The 13,880-nt window shown below is 58.2% G+C and carries 13 protein-coding genes; 6 read left to right on the top strand and 7 right to left on the bottom strand.

What is annotated here, in order from left to right; translation table 11 throughout:
• Positions 1-114 precede the first annotated feature (114 nt).
• Positions 115-1,113, top strand: coding sequence for an RNA polymerase sigma factor RpoD/SigA (locus R1T46_RS03325; protein WP_036201905.1), 999 nt, complete (start codon positions 115-117; stop codon positions 1,111-1,113).
• A gap of 24 nt (positions 1,114-1,137) precedes the next feature.
• On the opposite strand, the gene R1T46_RS03320 is transcribed toward R1T46_RS03325, so the two are convergent.
• The 3 genes from R1T46_RS03320 to pdxH form a co-directional block, all read right to left on the bottom strand.
• Positions 1,138-1,590, bottom strand: coding sequence for a DUF3429 domain-containing protein (locus R1T46_RS03320; RefSeq protein ID WP_036201907.1), 453 nt, complete (start codon positions 1,588-1,590; stop codon positions 1,138-1,140).
• Between the two features lie 219 nt (positions 1,591-1,809).
• Positions 1,810-2,397, bottom strand: a complete 588-nt coding sequence (locus tag R1T46_RS03315; protein ID WP_036201909.1) for a DNA-3-methyladenine glycosylase I — start codon at positions 2,395-2,397, stop codon at positions 1,810-1,812.
• Positions 2,398-2,437: 40 nt separating this feature from the next.
• Entirely contained in the window at positions 2,438-3,073 is a 636-nt protein-coding gene (pdxH, locus tag R1T46_RS03310) for a pyridoxamine 5'-phosphate oxidase (protein WP_286810497.1), read from the bottom strand.
• Positions 3,074-3,253: 180 nt separating this feature from the next.
• Here pdxH and R1T46_RS03305 point away from each other — a divergent pair, with 180 nt between their 5' ends.
• Positions 3,254-6,166, top strand: coding sequence for a DUF748 domain-containing protein (locus tag R1T46_RS03305; RefSeq protein ID WP_317307327.1), 2,913 nt, complete (start codon positions 3,254-3,256; stop codon positions 6,164-6,166).
• Between the two features lie 12 nt (positions 6,167-6,178).
• On the opposite strand, the gene R1T46_RS03300 is transcribed toward R1T46_RS03305, so the two are convergent.
• Entirely contained in the window at positions 6,179-6,985 is an 807-nt protein-coding gene (locus tag R1T46_RS03300; RefSeq protein ID WP_317307326.1) for an amino acid ABC transporter substrate-binding protein, read from the bottom strand.
• A 144-nt stretch (positions 6,986-7,129) separates the two neighbouring features.
• Between R1T46_RS03300 and yfbR the strand changes: the two genes are divergently transcribed.
• Positions 7,130-7,723 (top strand): 5'-deoxynucleotidase, encoded by a 594-nt coding sequence (gene yfbR / locus R1T46_RS03295; RefSeq protein ID WP_317307325.1) that lies wholly within the window; start codon positions 7,130-7,132, stop codon positions 7,721-7,723.
• 32 nt (positions 7,724-7,755) lie between these two features.
• On the opposite strand, the gene R1T46_RS03290 is transcribed toward yfbR, so the two are convergent.
• Positions 7,756-8,787, bottom strand: a complete 1,032-nt coding sequence (locus R1T46_RS03290) for a stomatin-like protein (RefSeq protein WP_317307324.1) — start codon at positions 8,785-8,787, stop codon at positions 7,756-7,758.
• Between the two features lie 2 nt (positions 8,788-8,789).
• On the bottom strand, positions 8,790-9,248 hold the full coding sequence (locus R1T46_RS03285) for a nodulation efficiency, NfeD-like protein (RefSeq protein ID WP_317307323.1): 459 nt from the start codon (positions 9,246-9,248) through the stop codon (positions 8,790-8,792).
• A 238-nt stretch (positions 9,249-9,486) separates the two neighbouring features.
• Between R1T46_RS03285 and R1T46_RS03280 the strand changes: the two genes are divergently transcribed.
• Positions 9,487-10,302, top strand: a complete 816-nt coding sequence (locus R1T46_RS03280) for an SDR family oxidoreductase (protein WP_317307322.1) — start codon at positions 9,487-9,489, stop codon at positions 10,300-10,302.
• 138 nt (positions 10,303-10,440) lie between these two features.
• Positions 10,441-11,538: a diguanylate cyclase gene (locus tag R1T46_RS03275; RefSeq protein WP_317307321.1), complete on the top strand. Its 1,098-nt coding sequence runs from the start codon at positions 10,441-10,443 to the stop codon at positions 11,536-11,538.
• Between the two features lie 29 nt (positions 11,539-11,567).
• Here R1T46_RS03275 and R1T46_RS03270 read toward each other — a convergent pair whose 3' ends face one another.
• Complete coding sequence (locus R1T46_RS03270) at positions 11,568-12,458, bottom strand: metal-dependent hydrolase (RefSeq protein ID WP_317307320.1); 891 nt, start codon at positions 12,456-12,458, stop codon at positions 11,568-11,570.
• Positions 12,459-12,702: 244 nt separating this feature from the next.
• Between R1T46_RS03270 and R1T46_RS03265 the strand changes: the two genes are divergently transcribed.
• Positions 12,703-13,809, top strand: coding sequence for an AraC family transcriptional regulator (locus R1T46_RS03265; protein ID WP_317307319.1), 1,107 nt, complete (start codon positions 12,703-12,705; stop codon positions 13,807-13,809).
• Positions 13,810-13,880 lie beyond the last annotated feature (71 nt).

The following is a 13,880-nucleotide window of genomic DNA, read 5'->3' as shown; positions in this document are numbered from 1 at the left end:
CAGGTACAACTCTGTCCGTAATTGCCGTTATTGGCTTCGGGTTCCCCTGTGCGGGGGGATCCATGACGCTGTTCCGCGCGTATCCTCTGGAAATTCGCGATCGGAACCTGTGCCATGACTGATGTTCAGAGCCCGGGGCCGTCTCCGACCATAGCCCATTCCGGCGAAACGGAATCCCTGGTGGGGCTGTACTTCAGGGATGCGTCCCGTTACGAATTGCTCACCAATGAGGGCGAGCGCCGACTTTCACGGCGTCTGACCTTCTGCTATCGGATCATATCTGCCGAGCTGGCCTTGCCGGAAGGTACCCCTCAGACATTCCGCGAAGTGGTTGGAAGCCTGGGCGACGCCTGTGCTTTTTCGACGCGGTGTCGTCGTGCCTATCATCTTGCCACCTCAAGCCGTCAGCGGCTGATTCGCAGCAACCTCCGGCTTGCAGTGCATATTGCAAGGCGCTACGCCAACCGCGGTATTCCCATGTCGGATGTCATTCAGGATGCCAATGTGGGTCTGATCAAGGCCGTGGAGCGGTTTGATCCTACCAAGGGCTTTCGTTTCTCGACCTATGCCTACTGGTGGATCAGCGAAGAGGTGAAGCGGTGCATGAAGCGCGGAACCCGGCTTGTGCATACCCCTGAAAACGTGGTCGATGAAATCCGTCTGTTGCAGAAAAAATCCCTGGTGCTGCACCAGACATTAGGCCGCACGCCGTCGCAGACTGAACTGGCGCGGGAGATTGAAGTGTCGCCGTCCCGCATTGGTGAGCTGCGGGCGCTGGCCAGCATGGAAGTGTCGGTGGATCTGCCGGTGAGCACGGAGGGTAGCATTACGCTGGGTGACAGTCTCAGCGCAGACGATCAGTGTGCGCCGGACCACGACATGGCCCAGCGTGACCGCAAGCGGACACTGGCTACTCTCTTGGCGGAACTGAGCTCGCGGGAAAAGGATGTCCTGGCCAGGCGTTACGGCCTGGGGCTCCCCGAACCGGAAACCCTGCAGGTCATCTCCGATGACCTGGGAATAAGCCGGGAACGGGTGCGGCAGATAGAGAAAAGCGCCCTGAAAAAGTTGCAGGGCCGATTTATCGACCCCAACGACGAGCTCCGGGGTTAGCATCCAGGGCTGGGATCGACTGGCTTAGCTCTGGGCCAGAACGAACCAGACGCCCGCCGCTACCTGGCACGCCAGGACAACAGCCGTCAGTCCCAGCCGCAACTTCAGATACCAGTCCGGCCAATAGCCCCTCATCCAGCGAGCGTCGACGACATACAGCGCGACATAGGCCAGCGTGTAAACCAGGATCTGGCCGGCAATGGGCAACAGCAGACCAATGCCGGCGGTGATGAAGAACACTTGGCTCAACAACATGGTTACCAGGGGGGAAATCGGGTAGCAGCGATTCTCAAGCTGCATGGCCAGTGGCCAGTAGATGCCCGCCATAAAGGCCAGAATGCCCGCGCTGTACAGGTAGAAATAGCGGGAGATGGCCAGGCTCTGTTCAGGCAACGTAAAGAGCCCAAGAATGGCGGCAAGGAACGGCAGGAGGCCGCCAATGCCGACGACGATCGCCAGCCTGGCGACGGCAATCACGAGCTTTTCCCCTGAACCCGAATCCTCATTGGTTCGATAGCGGCGGGCTCCATACCCACCCTCTCAATGGCCGGGTAGGTCGACTGCCTGAGTTCTTGCAGGGTTATTCTCACCGTATGACTCTCACCGTAAAACGCGGGGATGATGTGCTACCCACGGACTTACGAGCAACGGATCGTTTGGGATCATTCCAGTCGTGTAACGCCGCGGAAATAATAGTCAGACATTGTCCGCGAGCTCACGGCAGGTGGCGTGCTGGGGGCATTGAACGAGATGGTCATTGACCATGCCCGTGGCCTGCATGAAGGCATATACAATGGTGGGCCCCACAAAGTTGAAGCCGCGTTTTTTCAGTGCCTTGGACATGGCTTCAGCCTCGGGTGTGTAAACCGGTACGTCAGCAAAGCGCTGCCAGTGATTCTGGATAGGCTCTCCACCGACAAACGACCACAGGAAGTCACTGAACGAGTGGCCCTGATCCTGCAGCTCCAGGTAGCCCCTGGCGTTGCGAATGATGGACTCGACTTTCAGGCGGTTACGGACGATGCCGGTGTCCTGCAGCAAGGCGTCGACTTTGGCCTCGTCATAACGGACGATTTTTTCAGGGTCGAAATGGTCGTAGGCGGCACGGTAGTTGTCCTGTTTCTTGAGTATGGTGATCCAGCTCAGGCCCGCCTGCTGGCCGTCGAGGCACAGTTTCTCAAACAGCGCCAGGTCGTCGTATTCGGGGCGGCCCCATACGGTGTCGTGGTAGTGAACGTAGATCGGGTCATCGCCACACCAGGGACAGCGTTGTTGATTGTCCATAGTCCTGCCTTCTCGCCTGAGGTTGGTGGAGCCGCGCGGATTACGGCTGTAGACGGTCGATGTGCCAGCCATCGCCCTGCCTGACGTATTCAAAGCGGTCATGCAGGCGACTCGGCCGCCCCTGCCAGAACTCGATTCGTTCCGGCACCACGCGGTAACCGCCCCAAAAATCGGGTAGCGGGATCGCGCCGTCCTTGAACCGGCGTTTCATCTCGGCCACTTTCTGTTCCAGCAAACCGCGGGAGTTGATCGCCCTGCTCTGTTCGGATACCCAGGCACCAATCTGGCTGCCCCGGGGACGTGAGGTGAAGTACCTCAGGGATTCGGATTTGCTGACCTTTTCCACATGGCCCTGAATCCGCACCTGGCGGTTCAGCCCGATCCAGGGGAACAGCAGGGCGGCTTTTGGATTTTCTGCCATCTCGTGGGCCTTGCGGCTGCCGTAGTTGGTATAGAATACGAAGCCGGCGTCGTCGAAGTATTTCAACAGGACGGTTCGTATGTCAGGCATACCGTCTCCGCCTGAGGTGGCCAGTGACATGGCATTGGGCTCAAGAATGCCGGCCTCACGGGCATCCGCGAACCAGTTCTGGAATTGTCTGACGGGGTTGTCATCAAGGGCGTCGCGCTCGAGGCCTTCGCTTTCGAAGTCGCGGCGCATATCGCTAATATCCATTCGGGTTTCCTGAATGAGGGATTTCGTCGCTTGATACGGTGAAAACAGAATATCGGGTTCGTCGCTCCATGTCAGTCCATCGCGCTGTCCGGCTGACAAACCGGTGACTGGCGGGCTATCCTTGGTGGACAGATTGGCGACAGACTGCGCCTGTCAGCATTGAAAAACAAGGAGAGCCCGGTGGCTGCGAACCGCAAACGACGATTGTCTGCCAGAAATATCTCGATAGTGGTACTGGTGCTGGTGGTGATCTATGCCCTCGCCGGGTTTGCGCTACTGCCATGGTGGCTGGAGCGAACGCTGCCGGAGCGGCTGGACCAACACATGGGGTGGCAGGCCGAGATTGAAGAGATCCAGGTGAACCCCTTCGCCATGAGCGTCGAAGCCGTTGGCCTGGAGGCCAGGGACGCTGAAGGCGAACCGGTGGTTGCCTTTGACAGCCTTTACGCCAACCTCGGCGTCTGGCGATTGCTAACCGGAATCGTAGCGCTGCAGGAGATTGAGCTGGAAGCCCCCTACGTTCGCGTGGATTTGCTGGAGGACTATAGTGTCAACTTCGCCCGGGACTGGCAGGCCAACAATCCTGGTGGCGAAGAACCGGCGCCCGAGGAAGCAGATTCAGGAGAGCCGCCCAGAGTCTATTTTGACCGGATCAGGGTCTCGGGTGGCGAGCTGCTGTTCCGGGATTTCAGCCAGCAAGGCCATGAGGAATTCCGGGTTACGCCCCTGGATCTGGCATTGAACGACCTGGCCACCTGGCCCCGTGAGGACGCCGACAGCAACTATTACCTGCTGGCAGCGGTCGGGTGCCAGACCATTGAGTGGGAAGGCAACCTGAGTATCGCCCCTCTCTATTCAAAAGGGTTTCTCAAACTTGGCGAGGTGTCCCACGAAACCCTGCAGCATTTCCTCAAGCCCTATCTTCCCTACCAGCTTCGTAGCGGCAGTGTGACCCTCAGTTCGCAGTACGAACTGCGTTCTTCCGGTGAGCTGTATCTAACCACCTCGGAGGGCCAGCTCACCATTAACGATGTCGATCTCGGCCTTGAGACTGGAAACGACGATGAGCTACTGAGCGCGGACCGCCTGAGCGTGGGTGGTATCCGTTTCGGGCTTAACGAACGGGAACTGTCGACGGGTACCGTAAATATCGATGGCGTCAGCCTGTCCCTGCATCGCGACACGGATGGCCAGCTCAATCTGCTGGCACCGTTTCAGGATGGTACGGACGAAACAGGCAGTGACGATGGTGGAGCAGGTGTGCCATTTCGCTGGTCTGTGTCCGGCGTGGAACTGGCCAACAGCAACGTGAACTGGCGGGACGAGCAGCCGCAACTGCCCGCCGAACTGGCCCTTGAGGACCTGTCGATCAGTATCGATGAGATCTCCCATCGCCTGGAGGAACCGGTCAATTACAACGCCAGTGGTGCACTGAACGGTGGTGGGAGACTTTCGATCAATGGTCAGGCCACATTGGCGCCTTTCACGCTGGAGGCCGGGCTGTCTGGCAGTAAGGTTGCTCTTTCGCAGTTTGGGGCCTATATCAACCAGGCGGCGAACCTGGAGGTCAGGAATGGCCTTTTGTCCGTCGATGGCAACCTGGATCTGGACCAACAGCAAGACCCGATGACGGGTACGTTTAGTGGGACTGGCGAGGTGGCCTCCCTGGATCTGCGTCTTGGCGACAGTGACCAGCCCCTGATCCGTTGGCAGAGCGTACGCCTGGAACCACTGGAATACAACGTCGCGCCAGCGCGGCTGCAAATTGGCACCATTACCCTGGCGGGTCCCGTGGTGAACGTGGTTCGTGAAAGCAATGGCGTTCACAATGTTGAGCGGATTGTCAGATCTTCGCCATCGGATCAACCCTCGCCAGATGAGGAAACAACCAGTAGTGACGACGAACCCGGCTTCATCTTCCGTATCGGCCAACTGATGCTGGAAGAAGGCGCCATCTCCTACACCGATCGGACCCTGGACCCGACGTTCGCAACCCGATTCGACCAGCTGCGCGGCTCGGTAGCCGGGCTTAGCAACGTGGCGCCGCAACAGGGCAAGGTCTCGATCCAGGGGCGGGTTGGCGATGTGGCAACCATGGCGCTGGATGGTTCCGTGGGCACACTGGGAACCGATAATGTGAGCGATCTGAAGCTGACTATGGAGAACGTTTCATTGCCCATGCTGTCGCCGTATTTTGGCCGTTACCTGGGATACAGCGTGGACAGCGGCAAGCTCAAGCTGGATCTGGATTATGAGTTTTCCGGCAGCCGTCTGGATGCCGCCAACAGCGTTATCCTGGATCGACTGGAGCTTGGAGGCCCTGTTCCGAGTGACGAGGCCGTCAGTGCACCGGTCAAGCTTGGCCTGGCGTTACTGCGTGATCGGCAGGGTGTCATCGATATCGACCTGCCCATCAGCGGAGATCTGGAAAGTCCGGACTTCAATATTGGTCAGGTTGTCATGAGGACATTCGTAAACCTCGTTGCCAAAGCCGCCACGTCGCCATTCAGCATGCTGGGTTCGATTGCGGATTTTGCGGGCCTGTCGGGAGAAGAGCTGGGCAGTGTGCGTTTTGAAGCGGGGCGCACGGAGCTTGCCGATAAGGAAGACGTCAAACTGGAGGCACTGGGCAAGGCTTTGAATGAACGTCCTGATCTTGCGCTCAATGTTCGTGGAGCGGTAGCACCGGAGGCGGACGGAGACGCGTTGCGGCGGCAGAAACTGTTCGAGCAATTGGGCATAGCAGATGAGACTTCCGCGTCAGCGCGTATCGCTCGGCTTGAGCAGGCGTACTCGGACTCGGATTATGTTGCTTCAACGGACGCTTTCCGAAACGACGTTGCCGGCGGGAGCGCAGAACCGGGCGAACGGGAGTGGGAGCAGGCGCTGGTGAAACGGCTGATAGCGGATATGGAGCTGCCGCCCGAGGCCTTGGGCAACCTGGCAACATCCCGGGGGGTATGGCTCCGGGAGCAAATGTTGCAGGAGTATGGAGCGTCGGAGAACCAGGTATACCTGCTTGACCCCGTTCGCGATGCCACGGCCGATGAGGCCGGCACCGTGACCATCAGCTTTGAGCTGGATGTGCGGTGACAGCGGTTGGGATCAGGGAGTTGCCGAGTCAGGGATGCCCGGCGGTAACTGGAGGCCGCGTCGACCGACAAGTTGCTGGTAGCGCCCGTCTTTGAACAGCGGGGACAGCAACTGTTCCAGATTGTCCGTGTCGATGGGGCCGTTTTTCCGTGCCATGATATGTAGTAGGTAGGTTTGATCGGGGCTATCGGACACTAGGAACCTGCCCCTGTCCTCGGGATGGTTGTTCATGTGGCTCTGAAGATAGGAGCGACTGACCACGGCCACTTCGGCCAGTGACGGTCGGTCCGCCTTGATCAGTTCAAGATTGCGGCTGTGGCTGTGGGAGAACTCGATACTGAACCGCTTCTCAAGCTCGGCGTTATCCGTGGACAGGCCGGCGAAGCCATAGTGATAGCCCGAGATGGCAACGATGTGTCGCTCGGTGATGTTGTCAAAGAAGCTTTGGTCACGACCGGGTTTGCTGAGCGCGACATAGATATCGTCGTCCATCAGGATCGGTCGGGAGGTGCTAACAGGCAGATTTTCCCAACCCCAGCTCGGGTTTTCAAAGAAAATAACGTCGTACAATCCCGCGTGGAAATCCAGGTGCCGGCGCTTGGGGGAGGTGTAGACAACTCGGAACGTGACGTTGTTGTTTGTTGAGTCCAGCTCTCCTAGCAGATCACCGAGTAGGCCCTCGGCCTGGTTTTCGCTGTTCACACTGGCAATAGGAGGGTAGTCATAGACGCCGACAGCAATTTCGGTCTGTGCGGAAACCGTGGATTTAAAAACGATCGTTAGCGTAAGGCCGAGTATTAAAAGAGCGGCTTTCGGCATATGTCTGCGATTAAATCGGTGTCGGAGTTTCAAGGTGGCGTGCTTCCCAGCATCAAGGTTTGAACGTCCATTCACATTACCACTATTTAATCTTAGCCAAAAGAGGCCAACTATTAAACTCATGCAAAATGTGAAGCGCCCAATATGAAACGCCCTCTCAGCCATTTCTTTGCCTACGTGTCTCGCCTGCGGTGGATCAAGCGATGGGGGTTGATGCGCAACGCGATCGAGGAAAATGTTGCCACGCATTCCTGGGAGGTGGCTACCCTGGCCCATGCGCTTGCGATTATCCGTAACCGCCATTTTGGCGGGCAGGTCAACGCTGACCGGATCGCTGCCGCAGCGCTCTACCACGATGCCACAGAGGTTATTACAGGCGATATGCCGACACCGGTCAAATACCATTCCCGGGTTATGCGGGAAGCGTTTGGAGACATCGAACACAAGGCTGAGGCCGAATTGCTGGCGCTACTACCGGCGGATCTGCGGGAGGATTTTGCGCCCTATGTTCGTGAATCCGGATGGGGTCATGAGGAGAAAGAATTGATCAAAGCGGCCGACCGACTCTCGGCATTGTTGAAATGCCAGGCTGAGATGCAGGCGGGCAACAAGGAGTTTGAGCCAGCTGCGGGTCACATCCTGAAAAAGCTGGAGGATGACGCCCTGCCGGAGGTGATGTATTTCCTGGAAGTGTTTGCGCCGGGTTATCAGCGACCCCTCGACAACCTCCTGGAATAGGGGCTGCCGAAGCCGCTGAGTGTCCGCATGTTCTAGCTGTTGCCGGCCGCCACCATACCACCGCGCAGGCCATCCTGTTTCACACTCTGGCGCACGATGTCTTCGGGGCTGCCCGCCAGTTCCCGGAACATGCCCATGGAGCCCAGCAGGGCGGATGACTCGTAAGGTACGAAGACCCGTTCCCCTTCCTTGGCCATGTTCGGCAGTACCTTGATGTAGCTTTGTCCCAGCAGATAGCCGATAACGGTCTGCTTGTTCTCTTCGGTGTCACCCATGGCACTCAAAACCAGGCGGATGGACTCCTGCTCACCCTGGGCTCGCAGGATGGCAGATTCCTTGTCGCCCTCAGCGTTGAGGATGGCGGATTCCCGCTGGCCCTGGGCCATGGCAATGGCGGCAGACTTCTCACCTTCGGCCTCGGTCACCGTGGCGCGACGCTTACGTTCGGCGGCCATCTGCAGGCGCATGGCCTCTTCCACCTCCTCCGGCATGCTGATGTCCTGAACTTCAACGCGAGTCAGCTTCACACCCCACTTTGACGCCGCTTCTTCCATTTCGGCCTGGATGGCGTTGTTCACTTCACTACGGGATTCAAACAGCTTGTCCAGCTCCATCTTGCCCACCACGGAGCGCAGGGTGGTTTTAGCCAGAACCTCGACCGCCTGGCTCATGTTGGCCACTTCGTAAACCGCACGGCGTGGGTCGATAATCTGGTAGTAAAGCGCGCCGTTGATGTTCACGGTGACGTTGTCGGTGGTTACCACCGGCTGACCGGGGAAGTCCATGACGGTTTCGCGGCGGTCAATGCGGGTTTCGAAACTGCTGCTTGGATGATATTCGTCGCCGATGCGCACGTAGCGGGTCATGGTGATAGCGCGCGGGCGCTCGATGAAGGGGATGATGATGTTAACACCACTCTCCAGTATGCGATTGAATGACCCTAGCCGCTCGATCACCATCACTTCGGACTGGCGCACAATCACCAGGCCCTTGGCGATGATGAAAATACCAATGACGACGAAAATAAGGCTGATCACCAACCCCGGGGAAACCACGTTTTCCATGTTTACTGCTCCTTTTTAGTGATCGTGTGAACAACGGCAGTGGTGCCGTCAAAACGTTCGAAAGTAACCTCGGTGCCTGCGGGCAGTTCGGTCATGCCGGTATCGCTGGTGCGGAGGCGATAGAAGTCGCCGTTGACCTTGATGCCACTGGCACCGTCAAAATCGCGCTTCAGCGTGCGATACTGCTTGCCCTGCTCGACGCCGGTGCCGGTCGTCCCGTAAGCGACACCCTTGGGGGAAAACCTCGGTTTGATCCAGCGAATGGCAATGGGCACCAGAATGCCCGAAAACACGCCCATACCGACCAGTTGCCATTCGAAAGGGGCGCCGAGAGCGCTCAACAGCGCCGTTAAAGCAGCTGCGATACCCAGTGCCAGTAGCACCAGCACACCGGACGTCAGTTCTGCGAGACTCAATACGAGGGCGAGTATCAGCCAGACATGCGTGAGACTCCATTCCATACAGCAACATCCACTAGTGACAGGAAAAAGGGTTGGCCAGGAGATTGTAACCAAACCCGGCCAACGTCGTCCCGGATTGTGCACATTCATGGGGACGGAGTCACGATATTCGTGGTGTTGCTGAACCCTGGGCATCGGGTGGCCCGAATGCCCCGGTCATAGGCGCGCTTTCGCCATATCCAGCGGCCCGACACCTGTTAGAGTAAGCAACACATCGCACAACGAGAGGTCATCGACCATGAAAGATCTGAACAACAGGGTAGCCGTGGTTACCGGCGCAGGTTCCGGCATAGGCCGAGCGCTGGCCGTGGCACTGGCGGAAAAGGGCTGTCGCCTGGCGCTTTCCGATGTCAACGAGACAGGCCTTGCGGAAACCGCAGCTGGTTGCAGCGGGGCGGAAGTTCGCACCTATACCCTGGATGTGTCAGACCGGGATGCCATCTACGCTCATGCTGAGCAGGTCACCAAGGATTTCGGCCAGGTGAACCTGGTGATAAACAACGCTGGAGTTGCACTGTCTGCGTCCGTGCGGGAGATGACGGACGATGACTTCAAGTGGGTCATGGACATCGATTTTTGGGGCGTGGCCCATGGCACCCGGGCCTTCCTGCCGCACCTGATAGCCTCAGGTGACGGGCACGTGGTGAACATTTCCAGTGTGTTCGGGCTGATTGGTGTGCCCAAACAGAGTGCCTACAATGCTGCCAAATTTGCGGTTCGGGGCTTTACCGAGTCACTGCGCCAGGAAATGAAGCTGGAAAAGCAGCCGGTCGCGGTGAGTTGCGTTCATCCCGGTGGCATCCGCACCAACATTGCGAATGCGGCGCGTATGGGTAAATCGGAGAACGCCGAGGCCCAGCGCAAGGGCTTCGACAAGCTCGCCATGACCACTCCGGAAAAGGCGGCGAATATCATCGTCCGTGGCATTCTGAAGGATGAATCCCGAATTCTGGTCGGGCCCGATGCCTGGGGCATCGATGCCCTGAACCGGGTTCTGGGGTCCGCCTACCAGCCTCTGGTTGAGCGTTTTTCGCGGAAAAATCTTTACGTCTGAACCCTTTTTCATGCTTGCCGTATTTCGGTGGTTTCGCGGCAGTTGGCCGGGATGATTGAAGCCCAGTGACTGCCACTGTATATTTTGCATACAGCCACCGATATTCCAATCTCGCTGTATTTCAGGGAAAGAGGCAGCATGAACACTCCCCAGCACCCGGACCTTGGTGCGTCGCTTGAACAAAGCCGCTCAGGCCTCCGGGACACCCACCGTCGTTCGCTGATGCGAGCGCTGTTTCTCGTGACCGGTTCTGCACTGGTGGTTTTTGGCTGCCTGCAGATTCTGAACGGCTATATCTGGCTCGCGACGGGGGAGCTCATTGCGAGCCTTATCCTGTTCTTTGGGGTTACCCGAATCAATCGCACACCTCGTCTCCAGGTCTGGATCTACAGTTATCTGATGACGGGGTTTTCCTTCGCCTTGATGATCATGCTGGTACCCGAAGCCTCGGTGTCTGCCTTCGTGTGGGTGCTGATGATACCGGTTCTGGCGTATTTGCTGCTGGGAAAGAAAGAAGGTTTCCTGCTCAGCGCGCCGTTTGTGGTGGCGGGCTGTGTCACCTACTACTTCCACCTGGAGTTTGTCGCTGATGCCGGCGGCGTGATCGACCTCCTAAACATGGTGCTCTGCGCCATCCTGATGCTGAGCTTTATCCATTTTTACGAAACCCGCCGCGAGGAAGCCGAACAGAAGTTGTTCACCCTTGCACAGACCGATGCGCTCACAGGACTGGCCAACCGTGCGAACTTCCAGAGCACCCTGGACCGCACCCTCGCGGAGTGTGCTCGCAGTGGTTCGGGATTTGCCCTGGTGATTATGGACATCGACCACTTCAAGGTAGTGAATGACACCATGGGCCATGACGCCGGGGACCATGTTCTGCAAAACATTGGCAAGCAGCTCACCGAACGTCTGCGGACCACCGACGCAGTGGGACGATTGGGCGGAGAGGAATTCGGGTTGATTCTGAGGGATGTGAAACTCGAGGATTCGTTCCAGTTAATGGACGAGTTGCGCCAGCGTATTGCCGACAGCGAACTTCCTTATGGTGATGCCCTGATCCGGGTGACCGCATCGTTCGGAATTGCGCATTATCCCGATCATGCCATCGAAGCCGAGTCCTTGTTCCGGATTGCCGACCGCTGCCTGTTCAGCAGCAAGCGGGCCGGGCGCAATCGGGTCGCCAGGGCGGGCCTTTCGCCGGTCAAAGGCCCGCTTGCGACAGCAAGGACTTAGTGATCATCCAGGGTTACTGACATACAGGGTTACTGAATAGTCCCGCGATTTCCCTTCTGATACTGCGGGGCAATGTACTCGTTGATCTGCTCCTTGAAGCGAGCAATCAGTTCGCTGTTGTCGTGGTCCCAGGGGTGGAATCCCGGTTTGAAGTATTCCAGCCAGGTGGGAATCAGGCTGGAGAAGGTTCCGTTTTTGCCCCACATCCGCCATAAGCCGCGGGCAGAGCCTTTCAGTGAGAAGTTCTTCGGATCATTCAGCATCATCCGGGTGGTGAAGTAACTGGCCATCATGCCCAACGCGGCTGTACTGAACGCCAGGTAAAACGTGCGCTCGGCATAGGTGCCTCCCACCTGGTTGAACACGTCGTAGGCTACCGCTTTGTGCTCGGTTTCCTCAATGGCGTGCCACACCCACAGCGGGCGCATGGTTTCGTGCATGTCTTCGCGAACGTCGCTGCGCTCCAGAAGCATGTCCGCCATCATCGCGGTCATATGTTCCAGGGCGCAGGTGATGGCCAGTTGGTGCCGCTTGGGAAGCTTCTTGGCGATGCCCAACACCACTTCCAGGTGTTCTTCCAGTTCCTCCACCGGCATGCCCTGATCCCGCACGTGCTGGTTCATGGACTCATGTTCCAGCGAGTGCATGGCTTCCTGGCCGATAAAGCCCCTGACTTCTTTTTTCAGCTTGGGGTCGTTGATCTGATCCTGATAGTAGCGGACCGAATCCACGAAAAACTGCTCGCCCTGCGGGAACAGCACAGACAGGGCGTTCATGGTGTGGCTCAGGATGTAGCTGTTGTCCAGCCAGTAGTGGGGAACCTTCTCTCCGAACTCAAACCCCATGCGCTGTGGCTTGATGGCAACGTTGTCCGGGGTGCGTGCAACCGGCTTTGACTCAGTGGTTTTCGTTCTCAGCATGTCGTTACTCCTGCGCTTGGGCGCTATGGCTGATGTGATGGGACCAGTGTGTGTGAGTCAAGGCGGGCTTTGAATGCGAAAAGGGGACGGCCATCGTGGAGGACGGGCCAGGGGCGGCCTCAATTGACTGTGCTGACGTGGTTGCCGGTGCCTCCAGTCACAGTGTGGCTGTGCCGGGCTTCTGATAGCATCGGTGGCAGTGAGTCTTCCCACAACAAATCTCACACAACGAGAAGGAACCTGCATGGCGAACCCGGGCCCGGAAAAAGAACGGCAGATGCTGGGGCTGTTCCTGGTTCCCGGTGTGTACCTCCGGGTGCTGGCGGATGTGGTGCGGCAGTTGGGCCACAACGACCGTGTTCTGTACGAAGGCATGGCGTTCACGCCCCAGGACCTGAAATCCAATGACAGCCGGGTGTTTGTCACCGATGCCGTTGTGATGGTGGAACGGGCGCTGACCCTGGCGGGAAAAGACGGCCTGAGCTTTACGTTGGCGCGGGAGCTGCGGGTTACCATCCACGGCACCCTCGGGTTCGCGGCTCTGACCAGCCCCACCCTGGCTGGAGCCCTGGACTCGGTGCGGCGCTACCTGCAACTGCGGGTGCCCTTTCTCACCATGGCCGTGACCGATGCCGGTAACCATGTATTGGTGCGGTTGCGCACGGAATTCGACGTGCCTACCCAGTACCGCTTCCTGGCAGAAACCGTCAGTGCCACCCTGATGATGCTGGCGGAACAGCTGATCGACCGTGATGACGCGGAGAAACGTGGATTCGCGCTGGAAACCGGCAAGCTCCCGGGTGTGAAGGTACAACTGACATCCCCGGAACCCTCCTACTACAGCAGGTTCGCCCCTCAATTACCGGTGCCCTTCGAATACGGCCAACCGGAGGAAACCATGGTGTTTCCCAAGGGGCTACTGGATACCCGAATGCGACTGGCGGATGCCGAGGCCTCGCGGATGGCACGGGACCAGTGTGAGTTCGAACTGCAGAAAGCCCTGAAAGACCAGGGCGATATTTCCTACGCCATTCGCAACATGCTCCACGTGATGCCCGGGCCATTGCCGTCCCTGGAGACCATGGCCGAACGCTTCTGCGTATCGTCCCGCACGTTGAAGCGGCGGCTGGCGGAAAAGGACACCACCTACCGCGAAATCGTGGAAGCTGTCCTGAAAGACCGTGCCATCCAACTCCTGCGGTACACCAACCAGTCAGTCAGCGAGATCGCCTATGAGCTGGGCTACGCGGACCTGTCCAACTTCAGCCGGGCTTTCCGCAAGTGGACTGGCAAGTCGGCCAGCGAATTCCGCGAAGGCGGCCCGGACCCGGCACCCGAGGTTGGTCCCTGACTACGACCCCCTGCTAATGCGACAGATTAAAAATGCTGTGCTAGCTTGAAAGTTCGCTACAGAAAAACAGC

The organism is Marinobacter salarius (assembly GCF_032922745.1).
In the GTDB taxonomy this organism is placed as follows: Bacteria; Pseudomonadota; Gammaproteobacteria; order Pseudomonadales; family Oleiphilaceae; genus Marinobacter.
Note: the sequence above shows the minus strand (reverse complement) of the source record. Positions and strands in the feature narration are given on the sequence as shown.